Annotated in this window: 11 protein-coding genes; 9 read left to right on the top strand and 2 right to left on the bottom strand. The window is 67.8% G+C overall.

Features of this window, described 5'->3' with window-relative positions:
* The first annotated feature begins 397 nt into the window (after positions 1-397).
* The 7 genes from hpnA to FHS74_RS16400 all read left to right on the top strand — a co-directional run bounded on the left by hpnA (position 398) and on the right by FHS74_RS16400 (position 8,595).
* Positions 398-1,399 carry a hopanoid-associated sugar epimerase gene (gene hpnA / locus FHS74_RS16370; RefSeq protein WP_184802470.1) on the top strand — a complete coding sequence of 334 codons (1,002 nt, stop codon included), beginning with the start codon at positions 398-400 and terminating at the stop codon, positions 1,397-1,399.
* Entirely contained in the window at positions 1,396-2,652 is a 1,257-nt protein-coding gene (locus FHS74_RS16375; RefSeq protein WP_184802472.1) for a glycosyltransferase, read from the top strand. Before hpnA ends, FHS74_RS16375 begins: the two co-directional genes overlap by 4 nt.
* A complete protein-coding gene (gene hpnC, locus FHS74_RS16380) occupies positions 2,649-3,530 on the top strand; it encodes a squalene synthase HpnC (RefSeq protein ID WP_184802474.1) in 882 nt (293 codons plus the stop codon). Before FHS74_RS16375 ends, hpnC begins: the two co-directional genes overlap by 4 nt.
* Complete coding sequence (gene hpnD / locus FHS74_RS16385; RefSeq protein ID WP_246463182.1) at positions 3,527-4,396, top strand: presqualene diphosphate synthase HpnD; 870 nt, start codon at positions 3,527-3,529, stop codon at positions 4,394-4,396. Before hpnC ends, hpnD begins: the two co-directional genes overlap by 4 nt.
* Entirely contained in the window at positions 4,396-5,670 is a 1,275-nt protein-coding gene (gene hpnE, locus FHS74_RS16390) for a hydroxysqualene dehydroxylase HpnE (RefSeq protein ID WP_184802477.1), read from the top strand. Before hpnD ends, hpnE begins: the two co-directional genes overlap by 1 nt.
* A gap of 128 nt (positions 5,671-5,798) precedes the next feature.
* On the top strand, positions 5,799-7,790 hold the full coding sequence (gene shc, locus FHS74_RS16395; RefSeq protein ID WP_184802479.1) for a squalene--hopene cyclase: 1,992 nt from the start codon (positions 5,799-5,801) through the stop codon (positions 7,788-7,790).
* A 100-nt stretch (positions 7,791-7,890) separates the two neighbouring features.
* A complete protein-coding gene (locus FHS74_RS16400) occupies positions 7,891-8,595 on the top strand; it encodes a phosphorylase family protein (RefSeq protein ID WP_184802481.1) in 705 nt (234 codons plus the stop codon).
* Here the strand turns inward: FHS74_RS16400 and hpnH are convergent.
* Entirely contained in the window at positions 8,530-9,666 is a 1,137-nt protein-coding gene (gene hpnH, locus FHS74_RS16405) for an adenosyl-hopene transferase HpnH (protein WP_184802484.1), read from the bottom strand. The two genes, FHS74_RS16400 and hpnH, sit on opposite strands and share 66 nt — an antisense overlap.
* 105 nt (positions 9,667-9,771) lie before the next feature.
* Positions 9,772-10,725 (bottom strand): 4-hydroxy-3-methylbut-2-enyl diphosphate reductase, encoded by a 954-nt coding sequence (ispH, locus tag FHS74_RS16410; RefSeq protein ID WP_246463183.1) that lies wholly within the window; start codon positions 10,723-10,725, stop codon positions 9,772-9,774.
* Positions 10,726-11,440: 715 nt separating this feature from the next.
* Between ispH and FHS74_RS16415 the strand changes: the two genes are divergently transcribed.
* Both FHS74_RS16415 and FHS74_RS16420 read left to right on the top strand, forming a co-directional pair.
* The gene (locus FHS74_RS16415) at positions 11,441-11,884 is read left to right on the top strand and encodes a copper resistance protein CopC (protein WP_211106350.1); all 444 of its coding nucleotides are present in this window, start codon (positions 11,441-11,443) and stop codon (positions 11,882-11,884) included.
* A 16-nt stretch (positions 11,885-11,900) separates the two neighbouring features.
* Complete coding sequence (locus tag FHS74_RS16420; RefSeq protein WP_184802486.1) at positions 11,901-13,559, top strand: CopD family protein; 1,659 nt, start codon at positions 11,901-11,903, stop codon at positions 13,557-13,559.
* The last annotated feature ends 52 nt before the right edge of the window (positions 13,560-13,611 follow it).

Genomic DNA, 13,611 nt, shown 5'->3' on the forward strand with positions numbered 1-13,611 from the left:
CCTGGCGGTATCGGTTCGTTTCCACCAGCCCCTCCGACACCCATGAGCAGACGGCACCCTGACCACCTGGTCAAGTAGTATTGGATGCGCATAACCCAATGGACAGCCCCGCTGGCAAACGGGGTCCCGCTCCGAATTCGGGCCGCGCCATGAGTGCGGCGCAACATTTACAGGAATGTCGCCAATTTCAGCATGCGCGCAAGTAGTTAACATACGGTTAAATACTTGACCCGAAGCCGGGTGGGCGCCCCCTCCAGGATCGATCGCCGCCTGTGGCACCGCCGCCGCAGCAGGCCAGCCATCCGTCCCGCACCAGTGCCCAACCCTTTTCACTCCGCACCGGGGAAGTGATATGGTCCGCGCCGATTGATGGGTGACCCTAAGGACCAGAAGGCCGATGGCCGAGAAGCAGCGACTGTTCATCACCGGGGCGACGGGGTTTGTAGGCGCGGCCGTGGCCCGTGTGGCCCTGGCGCGCGGCCACGACGTCACCGTGCTGAAACGCCCGGCGACGCCGCCCACCAACCTGGCCGGTCTGGATGTCCGGGTGGTGGAGGGCGACCTGGGCGACCGTGACAGCCTGGCGCGCGGCATGGCGGGGGCGGACGCCCTGTTGCATGTGGCGGCCGACTACCGTCTGTGGGCGCCCAACCCGGAAGAGATCGTCCAGAACAACCTGCGCGGCACCCGCGCCATCATGGAACTGGCGCTGGAACATCGCCTGCGCCGTGTCGTCTACACCAGCAGCGTGGCCGTGCTCGCCCCCCGCACCGACGGCGTGGCGGTGGACGAACGCGCGGTGATGGCCCCGGACGCCGCCATCGGCGCCTATAAGAAAAGCAAAATCCTGGCCGAACAGGCGGTGCTGGACATGGTGGCGAAAGACGGCCTGCCGGCCGTGATCGTCAACCCGTCGACCCCCATCGGCCCGCGCGACCTGCGGCCCACCCCCACCGGCCGCATCATCGTCGAGGCCGCCACCGGGAAGATGCCCGCCTTCGTCGACACCGGCCTGAACCTGGTGCATGTCGACGACGTGGCCGAGGGCCACCTGCTGGCGTTCGAGAAGGGCCGGGTGGGGGAACGCTATATCCTGGGCGGGCAGGACGTGTCGCTGCAACGGATGCTGGCCGATATCGCCGGCCTGGTGGGACGCAAGGCCCCGACGGTGGCCGTGCCGCGCGGTCTGATCTACCCCATCGCCGTGGTGGCGGAAGCCATCGCCGCCGTGACCAAGCGCGAACCTTTCGTGACGGTGGACGGCCTGCGCATGTCCAAGTACCGCATGTTCTTCTCCTCGGCGAAGGCGGAGGCCGAACTGGGTTATGCCGCCCGCCCCTATGGCCAAGCCCTGGCCGACGCCCTCACCTGGTTCAAAGCCGCGGGGTACCTTGCATGAGCCTGATCTTCCTTATCGGTGCCATCAGCCTGGCGGTTTGGGTGGTCCTGGTCTTCGCCCGCGGCCTGTTCTGGCTGGGGCTGGAACGGGACGACATGGCCCTGGTGCCGGCCAACAAGCCGGGACAGCTGCCCAGCGGCCCCAGCTCAAGCCATGGCGGGCTGGAGGGCGGCTGGCCGTCCGTCACCGCCGTCATTCCTGCCCGCAACGAGGCCGACGGCATCGCCCAGGTGATCGCCTCGCTGGGCGCGCAGGACTATCCCGGCACGTTGAACGTCGTGCTGGTCGATGACGGCAGCGACGACGGCACGGCCGAACTGGCGCGCCACGCGGCGGAAAGCACCGGCTCCACCGCCGTGCTGACCGTGCTGACGGGGGCCGAGCTGGCGCCGGGCTGGACCGGTAAGCTGTGGGCCGTGCGCCAGGGCGTCCAGCATGCCCAGGCCGGCGACTTCCCGCCCGACTATCTGTGGCTGACCGACGCCGACATCGCCTACGCCCCCGACACGCTGACCCGCCTGGTCACCCGCGCCCAGACGGAGAACCGCGTGCTGGTCAGCCTGATGGCCAAGCTGCGCTGCCAAAGCTGGGCGGAGAAACTGTTCATCCCCGCCTTCATCTACTTCTTCCAGATGCTCTATCCCTTCAGCCGGGTGAACGACAGCGGGTCCACCGTGGCCGCGGCCGCCGGTGGCTGCATGCTGGTGGACCGCCAGGCGCTGGCGCGCGCTGGAGGCATCGACAGCATCCGCGACGCTCTGATCGACGATTGCGCGCTGGGCCGCCGCCTGAAGACCCAGGGCTCCATCTGGCTGGGCCTCAGCGACCGCGCCGTCAGCCTGCGCGCCTACGACACGGTGGACGACATCCGCCGCATGGTGATCCGCAGCGCGTACGCGCAGCTGAACTATTCCCCCGCCCTGCTGGCCGGCACGGTGCTGGGCATGCTGTTGACCTATGTGGCGCCGCTGCTGCTGGCCCTGTTCAGCCGGGAGGCGGCGGGAATCTTCGGCGCCCTTGCCGTTGGCCTGATGCTGGCCAGCTTCGCCCCCATCCAGGGCTTCTATCGCCTCTCGCCGCTGCGGGCCCTCAGCTTGCCGCTGATCGGCATCGTCTATACCGTGTGGACCGTGGATAGCGCGGTACAGCATTGGATGGGCCGCGGCGGCATGTGGAAGGGGCGCGCCCAGGCCCAGCATGTGCTGCATCCTGTTCAGCCGGCGACAGGCCAAAACGGAACCACCACGCCATGACGGCCGCCAACCACCGCACCGGCAAGGGCCATCAGGACGAGAACTTCCCCGTCGCCTCGATGATCATCCGTAAGGATGCGCGGGCGCCGGTGATGGCCTACTACGCCTTCGCCCGCGTGGCCGACGACGTGTCGGACAGCCCCATCCTGGCACCGGACATGAAGCTGAAGCTGCTGGACGCCATGGGCGCCAGCCTGCGGGGCGAGCGGGAGAACGAGCCGGAGGCCGTGGCCCTGCGCGAGACCCTGCGCGCGCGCGGCCTGTCCGACCAGCACGCCCAGGATCTGCTGACCGCCTTCCGTCGTGACGTCACCCAGTTGCGCTACAGCGACTGGGACGACCTGATGGACTATTGCCGCTATTCCGCCATGCCGGTGGGCCGTTACGTCCTGGACGTGCATGGCGAAAGCCGCGACACCTGGCCGGCGTCGGACGCGCTGTGCGCGGCCCTGCAGGTCATCAACCACCTGCAGGATTGCGGCAAGGACAAGCGGGCGCTGGACCGGGTCTACATCCCCCTTCCCCTGCTGATCGCCGGCGACCTGACGCCCGAGGTTCTGCTGGAGCCGGCCGCCCCCCCGGCCTTGCGGGACATCATCCACCACTTGGCCCGGCGCACCGACGCCCTGCTGGACCAGGCGGAACCGCTGGCCCGCCAGGTGAAGGATTTGCGCCTGGCCATCGAGGTCGCGATCATCCAACGCCTGGCCCGCCGCCTGGTGCGCCTGCTTCTGGTACGCGACCCATTGTCCGAACGGGTGCATCTGAGCAAACTGGAAACCCTGTCCACCGCCGCCAGCGCCACCCTGTCCACCCTGTGGCGGCGCGTCACCAATGGCGGCGCCGGGGCCGGCGTGCCGGCGGGAAGAAAGCCATGAGCGTGGCCGCCGAGATGACCGAGACGACCACCCAGAACGCGACCGCGGCCAAGTCCGCCAGCGGCAGCTCCTTCTATACCGCCATGCGCGTCCTGCCCCCGGCGGAACGCGACGCCATGTTCCACATCTACGCCTTCTGTCGGGCGGTGGACGACATCGCCGATGGCGACGACCCCACGGTCGCGTCGACCAAGGCGGCCCGGCGCGAAGCGCTGGATATGTGGCGGCGCGACATCGCCGCCGTTTGCCAGGGTACGGGCCCGGCCCGGCTGGCGGGCTTGCAGGCGGCCACCCGGCGCTTCGGCCTGCGCCACGATGACTTCATCGCCGTCATCGACGGGATGCAGATGGACCTGGATGCCGACATCCAGGCGCCGGACCTGGCGACCCTGGACCTGTACTGCGACCGCGTCGCCAGCGCCGTGGGCCGGCTGTCCGTGCGCGTCTTCGGCATGCCGGAGGACAGCGGCATCACGCTGTCCCATCATCTGGGCCGCGCGCTGCAACTGACCAACGTGCTGCGCGACGTGGATGAGGACGCGGCCATCAACCGGCTGTACCTGCCGTCGGACCTGTTGCGCGCCCACGGCATCACCGCCACCGACCCGAACGTCGTGGTGGCCGACCCCCGCATCGACGGCGTGGCCCGCGACCTGGCGGCGCGCGCCGCCGAGCATTTCAGGGAGGCCGACCGCCTGCTGGCGGCAAGCCCCCGCCGCGCCGCCCGGGCCCCCCGCCTGATGCGCGACGTCTACAAGTTGTACCTCGACCGCCTGCTGGTGCGCGGCTGGGCGGGGCCCCGCCCCAAGGTACGCCTGGCCAAGCCGCATCTGCTGTGGATCGTTCTGAAGGCTTTCCTGTTCTGATGACCACCCGTCCTGTATTCCCCGGGCCGACCGTTCATGTCGTCGGTGCCGGCCTGGCCGGCCTGGCGGCGGCCGTCCGCCTGACCCAAGCCGGGCACCGCGTGCGTCTGTATGAGGCCGCCGCCCAGGCGGGTGGCCGCTGCCGCTCCTACGACGAACCGGCGCTGGGCGTGCGGATCGACAACGGCAGCCACCTGGTCGTCAGCGGCAACCACGCCGCCATGTCCTTTCTGCGCGCCACGCACGGCCCGGGCCGCGAACCGGCGCTGGAGAAGGTGGACTACCGGTTCTGGGACGGCGCCACCGGCCGGCGCTGGCAGGTGCGTCCCAACGAGGGCAAGCTACCCTGGTGGGCGCTGGTGCCGTCGCGCCGCGTGCCCGGCACCAAGGCCACCGACTATTTGGCCGGCCTCAAGCTCATGCGGGCCGACCCGCTGGCGCCCATCGGCGAGGTTCTGGCCTGCTCCGGCCCCGCCTGGGACAATTTCTTCCGCCCCGTGTTGCTCGCGGCCCTGAATACGGAGCCGGAGCAATCGGCGGCCGGGCTGGCCGGCGCCATCATCCGTGAGACCCTGGCCCAAGGGGGCGCCGCCTACCAGCCGCTGCTGGCCAGCGGCGGCCTGTCGCCCGTCTTCATCGACCCGGCGCTGGAGTGGCTGGCGCGCAGTGGGGCGGAGATCGTCTGGCGACGCCGCCTGCGCGGTTTGATCCGAGTGGACCAGACGGTCACGGCGCTTGATTTCGGTACCGAAACGATTGATGTCGGCGCCGATGACCGGGTGGTGCTGGCCGTGCCCGCCTGGGTGGCGGCGGACCTGCTGCCAGGGCTGACCATGCCAACCGAACACCGCTCCATCCTGAACGTCCATTTCCGTCTGGACCGCCCCCGCGATATGCCCCGCATGACCGGCATGATCAACACCCTGGGGGAATGGGCCTTCGCCTATGACGACCACCTGTCGGTGACCGTCAGCGGCGCCGACCGGCTGATGGAGTCGGACCGGGAAGAAACGGCGCGCGCCATCTGGGGGGAGATCGCGGCCCTGGCCGGCCTCACCCCCGCCACGCCGCTGCCGCCCTGGCAGGTGGTCAAGGAGAAACGCGCCACCTTCGCCGCGCTGCCGGAGCAGGCGAAGCGTCGCCCGAATGCAACGGCCGCCGGAAAAAACCTTGGACTCGCAGGGGATTGGACCGCTACCGGATTGCCATCCACCATTGAAGGCGCCATACGTTCAGGATTCACTGCCGCAGATGCGGTCCTGACCGCACGGTAAGGCGTCGAAGCAGTTCAGGCATGAGCCAGGGGTGTGCGCTAGCGCACAGCCCGCATGGTCGTTTCTTGAATCATCTCCTTTTGGGTAAGTCGCGTTTAGGGTGAGGTCGCTTGGTCATGGATGTTCGTATGGAAGCCGATCGGGTCGGCACCGGCGCCGGCAAGGCCCGGGTCAGCGAAGGGGTGTTGCAGCAGGCTATCGACCGCGCCGCCCGCGTCCTGATGGATAGCCAGGCGGCGGACGGTCACTGGGTCTTCGACCTGGAGGCGGACGCCACCATCCCGGCCGAATACATCCTGCTGAAGCACCATCTGGGGGAAGAGCCGGATCCGGAAATCGCCCGGCGCATCGGCAACTATCTGCGCCGCATCCAGGGTGACCATGGCGGCTGGCCCCTGTTCTTCAAGGGCGCCTTCAACATCAGCGCCAGCGTGAAGGCCTATTTCGCGCTGAAGGCCATCGGCGACGATATCGACGCCCCCCACATGGCCCGCGCCCGCCAGGCCATCCACGACAACGGCGGTGCCGCCGCCAGCAATGTCTTCACCCGCATCCTGCTGGCGCAGTTCGGCGCCGTGCCGTGGACGGCGGTGCCGGTGATGCCGGTGGAAATCATGCTGCTGCCGCGCTGGTTTCCCTTCCACCTGACCAAGATCAGCTATTGGGCGCGCACGGTCATCGTGCCGCTGCTGGTGCTGATGGCCTGCCAGTCGAAGGCCAAGAACCCGCGCAACCTGCGGATCGATGAACTGTTCCTGGTGCCGGCCCACCAGGTGAAGTCCTGGCCCAAGGCACCGCACGTGAAGAAGCCCTGGGGCGAAATCTTCGGCGCCATCGACCGGGTCCTGCGCCTGGCGCAGCCCCTGTTCCCCAAGAAGTCGCGCGAGAAGGCCATTGAGAAGGCCGTGGCCTTCACCCGGGAGCGCCTGAACGGCGAGGACGGCCTGGGGGCCATCTATCCCGCCATGGCCAACACGGTCATGATGTTCGACCTGCTGGGCTGGTCGCCCAAGCATCCCGAGGTCGCCACCGCCCGCTATGCCATCGAGAAGCTGCTGATCATTGACGAGGCGGCGGACGAGGCCTTCTGCCAGCCCTGTGTCAGCCCCGTCTGGGACACCAGCCTGCTGTGCCACGCCATGATGGAAGTGGGCACGGACGAGGCGCTGGAGCGCACGGGCAAGGCCCTGGAATGGCTGAAGGGCGAGCAGATCCTGGACGTGAAGGGCGACTGGGCCGATCAGCGCCCCAACGTCCGTCCGGGCGGCTGGGCCTTCCAGTACGGCAATGACCATTACCCCGACCTGGACGACACCGCCGTGGTGGTCATGGCGTTCAACCGCGCCCAGCCGCAGCTGGCGGCGGCCGGGTTGCCGGCGGACTACGACACCACCGTCGCCCGGGGTGCCGAGTGGGTGGAAGGCCTGCAAAGCCGCAACGGCGGCTGGGGGGCATTCGATGCCGACAACACCCATTACCACCTGAATTACATCCCCTTCTCCGACCACGGCGCCCTTTTGGACCCGCCGACGTCCGACGTCACCGGCCGCTGCCTGGGCATGATGGCCCAGCTGGGCGCCGACAAGGACAGCCCGGCGATGAAGGAGGCTGTGGCCTATCTGCTGAATGAGCAGGAAAAGGATGGCAGTTGGTTCGGCCGCTGGGGCGTGAACTACGTCTATGGCACGTGGTCGGCCCTGAACGGGCTGAACGCCGCCGGCCTGCCGCCCGAGCACCCGGCCATGAAGAAGGCCGTGGAATGGCTGGTGCAGATCCAGAACCCCGACGGCGGCTGGGGCGAGGATTGCGAGAGCTACGCCCTGGACTACCGCGGATACCAGCCCTTCCCCTCCACCGCGTCGCAGACCGCCTGGGCGCTGCTGGGCCTGATGGCCGCCGGCGCCGTGGACCACCCGGCGGTGGCGCGCGGCATCGAGTGGCTGACCCGGAACCAGGGCGGCGATGGCCTGTGGAAGGAAGAGTTTTATAGCGGCGGCGGCTTCCCCCGCATCTTCTACCTGCGCTACCACGGCTATTCGAAGTACTTCCCGCTGTGGGCCCTGGCGCGCTACCGCAACCTGTCCAACAGCAACAGCAAGCTGGTCAGCGTCGGTCTGTAAAGGGGCCGATTTTAAAATGTAAATCGCCGCGACAGCGGGTAATAAGGACGCCTGGAAGGACACCCTTCCAGGCGTTTTGCTTTGGGTTGGGATAAGGACCATGGTCCAGGCTCAGCGGCGCGTGCTGGCGCGCCCCATCATCGTCGTCACCGGTCTGAAGCGGGAAGCCGCCATCGCCCAGGGGCGCGGCTGGCTGCCGCTGGTCAGCGCGGGTGACCTGGAACGGACGGAGCGGGAACTGACGGCCCACGCCCCCGGCGCCTGCGGTTTCCTGAGCTTCGGGCTGGCGGGTGGGCTGCAGCCGGGGCTGGATCCCGGCACCTTGGTGGTGGCCAACCGCATCGTCACCGATGAGGGCGACTTCCTGCCCGACGCCGACTGGACGGCCGGGTTGGCCAATGCCCTGCCCCAGGCCATGGTGGCGCCGGTGGCGGGACAGGGGCGCATCATCGACGGCGTGGGGGGCAAGGCCGCCCTGTTCGCCGCCACGGGTGCCGCCGTGGTCGACACCGAATCCCAGATCGCGGCCCGGGTGGGGGCCCGGTTCGGTGTGCCGGTGGCGGTGCTGCGCGTCGTGTGCGACCCCGCCAACAGGGCGCTGCCGCCAGCCGCCACAGCCCCCCTGAAACACAATGGGACGCCGGATCCCCTAAGGATCCTGGCGTCCCTATGGCGTCAGCCGGGCCAGATTCCGCAGCTGATGCGGCTGGCCCGGGATTCGGAAACGGCCTTCGCCGCCTTACTCCGCGGCTTTGCTGGGGTCGCGCGCGCGGATGTCAGCCAGCGCCTTCTCGACATGGCGTGAGAAGACGAACTCCGCCGGGCGCTGGTTGTCCAGGCTGATTTCCGGCGCCATGTCGCCCGTGGTCTTCACACCGCGCAGGCCGACCCAGGCGGCCTTGAACGGATTGGCCAGGGTGTCGGTCACGGCAGAGGCCTCATAGCCGCAATGGACCATGCAGTCGGCGCACTTCTCATAGTTGCCGGTGCCGTACTTGTCCCAGTCCGTGTCCTCCATCAGCTCCTTGAAGGTCTTGGCATAGCCTTCGCCCAGGAGGTAGCAGGGACGCTGCCAGCCGAAATAGGTGCGGCAGGGGTTGCCCCACGGCGTGCAGTGGTATTCCTGGTTGCCGGCCAGGAAGTCCAGGAACATGGCGGACTGGTTGAACCGCCAGTTCTTGCCACCGTTGCCGCGCTTGAAGATCTCGCGGAACAGGTTCTTGGTGGCGGTGCGGTTCAGGAAATGCTGCTGGTCGGGCGCGCGCTCATAGGCGTAGCCGGGCGAGACGGTGATGCCCTCCACGCCCATTTCCATGACGCTGTCGAAGAAGCGCGCCACGCGCTCGGGGTCGGCATCATTGAAGAATGTGCAGTTGATGCTGACGCGGAAGCCCCGGTCCTTCGCCGCCTTGATGGCCGCCACGGCGCGGTCGTAGGTACCCTTCTGGCAGACCGACTTGTCATGGGCCTCGCGATCGCCGTCCAGGTGCACCGACCAGGTGAAAAAGGGGCTGGGCTTGAACAAGTCCAACTTCTTTTCCATCAACAGGGCGTTGGTGCAGAGGATGGCGTATTTCTTCTTGGCGATGATCCCTTCGACCATCTTGTCGATTTCTTTGTGCAGCAGCGGCTCACCGCCGGCGATCACCACCACGGGCGCGCCGCACTCATCCACCGCCGACAGGCAATCCTCCAGCGGCAGGCGCTGGTTCAGGATCTCGTCCGGATAATCGATCTTGCCGCAGCCGGCGCAGGCCAGGTTGCACCGGAACAGCGGTTCCAGCATGAGGACCAAGGGATAGCGCTTCACGCCCGTCAGCCGCTTCTTGAGAAGATACGAGCCGATACGGACGACCTGATGCAGCGGAATACCCATGCCTTCAATCTCCTTGAACCCCAGCGCCTTTAACCGCGGCGGCGCAGGTTTGAAACATTTTCTCTACCGAATTGGCGGCCAAAAGACCATCAATCGGCTTGCGCGTCAGGCCAGCGTTTCAGGCAGGCGGAACTGCACGTCTTCCACAATGCCAGGCAATGTCGACAGCTCGATGGGACCAAAGCGCCGCAGCGCCGCGATCACACCGTCCACCAGTACTTCCGGTGCCGAGGCCCCGGCTGTGACGCCCACCACACCGCAGCCGGCCAACCAGGCCGGATCAATGGCGCGTTCGTCAGGGACAAGGTAGCTGGGCACGCCCAGTTCCTCACCAATTTCCCGCAGCCGGTTAGAATTGGAACTGTTTGCCGCCCCAACCACTAAGATAAGATCAGCCACCCGGGCCAAATCCCGCACCGCCGCCTGCCGATTCTGCGTCGCGTAGCAAATATCCTTGGTTTCCGGGCCGAGGATATCGACGAATCGGCGCTTCAGCGCGCAAATGATGGACCGTGTGTCATCGACGCTGAGCGTCGTCTGCGTCACATAGGCCATGGGCGTGTCGGGCGCCAGGGCCAGGGCTTCGACGTCATCGACACTGGACACCAGATAGGTACGCCCCGGTATCTGGCCAAGGGTGCCTTCCACCTCGGCATGGCCGGCATGGCCGATCAGCACCACGATGCGGCCTTGCGCCACATACCGCTTGCCTTCGCTATGCACCTTGGCCACCAACGGACAGGTGGCGTCGATGACGCGCAGGTCGCGCCCCTCCGCCTCGCTCTCCACCGCCTGGGACACGCCGTGGGCGCTGAAGATGGTCACGGCACCGGCGGGCACATCGGCCAGATCCTCGACGAACCGGGCGCCCTTGGCCCGCAAACCTTCAACGACATGCTGATTATGAACAATCTCATGCCGCACATAAACGGGTGCGCCGTAGCGTTCCAGCGCGCGTTCGACGATGTCGATGGCGCGGATCACTCCGGCGCAGAAGCCCCGCGGCTGAGCGAGAACTACCTGCATTGCGGAAACCCCTGGAAGGGAACCCAGGTCCATTGGTCCTCAATAGACGGCGAAGGGCGCCCAACTTGAACATGTTAGCGATACCAACAGTCCCCCGCCGGACAGGGTCCGCCAGGTCCATATTGGCTACGGATGGTAAAACCGACCCCCCGCCTCGACCGAACCCGGGGGATTGATACCCGCGCCAATCGAATCCGCTACCGCCCTATGGTCACGCCAGACTTGCATAAAATTTAAGGGGTGCCAATGCGCTACGATTGCTTGTGCACGGTCCGCTTCACGTGTGGCATCGCGGCAACGGGGGGGCTAGACCTTGGCACCCTCCCCTTTAGTAGACCAGGAACGCAAATATCTTCCTGCGGGGCGACCCGGAATCCGTTGGCGGCGGCGCAGGCTGCCCCGGACCTGGATAGCGCGGGCGGGCGATATCGCCTATGCAACAAAACGTCACGCAGGACGCAAATGCCGCGCGCGCCGTCGCGCAGAACAGCCGCGCAGAACACTTGATCTCCACCGCCGCAGCCCGGACCATGCCCGGACCATGGCGGAAAGAATTGACATAAGCCCTGTCGCGCCCGAAACCGAGCCCGTAGAACTGTCGACCATAGCGGCCCCCCCGGCTGGCCCCTGGCCGTTCCGGAGCGGACCCGGCAGTGTCCCGTTCCAAACCCCGGCCCTCGCACCCGCGTTTGCGGGCGATCGACGGGCCTTTCACCTGTTCCTGTGGTTCCCAGAGGAGAGCACGCCCGTGTTGACCGTCCGGCCCCCCGCTTCCCGCCCCGCCCACCCCCACCTTGGCAGCACCCGCCGGGATACCGCCCGCCGGCTGGCGCTGGGCCTGGCGGCGCTGGCCGGCGTGGCCCTGGCGCCCCTGCTGGTCCCGGCAGCGGCGGAGGCGCACGCCATCGTCATCGACAGCACCCCCAAGGTGAACGACACGCTGGGCGTGGGGGGCACCGTGCTCAAGGTCCATTTCAACAGCCGAATCGACCGGGCCCGGTCCAAGCTGACCGTCATCGCCGCGGACAAGACCGAGGTGCCGGTGACCATGGCCGACAGCCCGGATGACGAGACGCTGACCGGGCGGATCAACCTGCCCTCCGCCGGCGCCTTCAAGCTGCGCTGGCAAGTGTTGGCCGTGGACGGGCACACCACCCGCGGCGACATTCCCTTCACCGTGACCCAGCCATAATCGGGGCCTGCCGCTCGTGGATACCCTTGTCGATATTTTCGGTTACCTGACCGTCGTCCTGAACGGCGTCAACCTGGTGGCCATGACCATGGCCTTCGGCAGCGTGCTGTTCCTGACCTGCCTGGCCCTGCCCCTCGCGGCCCAGCTGAAGCTGTCCGCCGACGCGGTGGCGGAGGCGGGGGCGCGCTATGCCCGCTGGGGCGGCATCGCCACGGCCATCGCCACCGCCGCCTCGCTGACACTGAACGCCCTGGTGCTGTCCGGCACGCTGGACATGCCGGTGTCGCAGGTGGCGGGCGCCTTCTTCATCGAGGCCGGCATCGTCCAGACCCTGGCCGCCCTCGCCATCGTCGCCGCCGCGCGCGGCCACATGACCCGTCCGCGCGTCGCCGTCTTGACCGTGCTGGCGCTGGTCATGCTGGTGGTGTCGCTGGCAACCAGCCACGCGGCGGCACGGCCGGGCGAGCGGGTGTGGATGCTGCTGGCCACCTTCTCCCACATCCTGGGGGCGGGGCTGTGGCTGGGCGGCCTGCCGGCCTTCCTGTCGTCGCTGGGCCAGGCCCAGTCGCGCGACGAGGGGGCGGCCATCGGCCAGCGCTACAGCCTGATGTCCATCACCGGCGTCATCCTGATCGTGCTGGGCGCCATCGGCATCAGCATCGGCTTCATCGGCGGCCTGCAGGGCTTCTACGGCACCGCCTACGGCGCCATGGCGGCCACCAAGGGCGTCATGCTGGGCATCCTCCTGCTGCTGGGCCTGGGCAACTTCCGCACCATCCGCCGCTTCGCCGCGGGCCAGGGCGAAAGCCTGACCCGTGTGCGCCGCTTCGTGGAGGTGGAGATCGCCTTCGCCATCGCCGTGCTGCTGGCCGCCGGTTCCATCACCTCGCAGCCGCCGGCCATCGACCTGACGGATGACCGCGCCAGCTGGGCGGAGGTGGTGGAACGGATGACCCCGGTCATCCCGCCGCGCCTGGAAAGCCCCAGCCATGACAGCCTGGCCATCCCCGCCCTGCAGGAGAAGCTGGACCGGGAATGGCAGGCGCAGCAGGCCTCCAACCGGCCGCAAGCCTTCGTGCCCGGCGCCGGCGAGCTGCCGCCCCGCAACGCCGACGACATCGCCTGGTCCGAATATAACCACCACTGGGCGGGCCTGGTCGTGCTGCTGGTGGGCGTGTTCGCCCTGCTGGAACGCGCCGGCCTGCGCTGGGCCCGGCACTGGCCCTTGCTGTTCCTGGTCCTGGCCGGGTTCCTGTTCCTGCGATCGGATCCGGAAACCTGGCCCATGGGCAATGTCGGCTTCTGGGACAGCTTCCGCGATCCGGAGGTGGTGCAGCACCGCACCTTCGTGGTGCTGATCGTCGCCTTCACCATCTTCGAATGGGGCGTGCGCAACGGCCGGTGGAAGAACCAGGCCCTGGCCCTGGTCTTCCCCATCCTGACCACCGTGGGCGGCGACCTGCTGCTGACCCACAACCATGCCATCAGCAACATCAAGGAACAGCTGCTGATCGAACTCAGCCATCTGTTCCTGGCGGTGCTGGGCGTGGCGGCGGGGGCCGCCCGCTGGCTGCAGATCCGGGGCACGGGGCGCGACGCCCGCTGGGCCGGCTGGATCTGGCCCACGTGCTTCGTCCTGGTCGGCCTGTTGTTGCTGGCCTATCGCGAGGCCTGATATCAAGGGTCTGGCGTTGATGACGTGACCGCGGGCGCCGGGAGACCGGCGC

It is taken from the genome of Nitrospirillum iridis (assembly GCF_014205765.1).
GTDB classification, from domain to species: domain Bacteria; phylum Pseudomonadota; class Alphaproteobacteria; order Azospirillales; family Azospirillaceae; genus Nitrospirillum; species Nitrospirillum iridis.

Coding starts and splice junctions, on each gene's coding strand:
- FHS74_RS16375 (WP_184802472.1), top strand. CDS start 1,396: ATGAGCCTGATCTTCCTTATCGGTGCCATCAGCCTGGCGGTTTGGGTG.
- hpnE (WP_184802477.1), top strand. CDS start 4,396: ATGACCACCCGTCCTGTATTCCCCGGGCCGACCGTTCATGTCGTCGGT.
- ispH (WP_246463183.1), bottom strand. CDS start 10,725: ATGGACCTGGGTTCCCTTCCAGGGGTTTCCGCAATGCAGGTAGTTCTC.
- shc (WP_184802479.1), top strand. CDS start 5,799: ATGGAAGCCGATCGGGTCGGCACCGGCGCCGGCAAGGCCCGGGTCAGC.
- hpnA (WP_184802470.1), top strand. CDS start 398: ATGGCCGAGAAGCAGCGACTGTTCATCACCGGGGCGACGGGGTTTGTA.
- hpnH (WP_184802484.1), bottom strand. CDS start 9,666: ATGGGTATTCCGCTGCATCAGGTCGTCCGTATCGGCTCGTATCTTCTC.
- FHS74_RS16400 (WP_184802481.1), top strand. CDS start 7,891: ATGGTCCAGGCTCAGCGGCGCGTGCTGGCGCGCCCCATCATCGTCGTC.
- hpnD (WP_246463182.1), top strand. CDS start 3,527: ATGAGCGTGGCCGCCGAGATGACCGAGACGACCACCCAGAACGCGACC.
- hpnC (WP_184802474.1), top strand. CDS start 2,649: ATGACGGCCGCCAACCACCGCACCGGCAAGGGCCATCAGGACGAGAAC.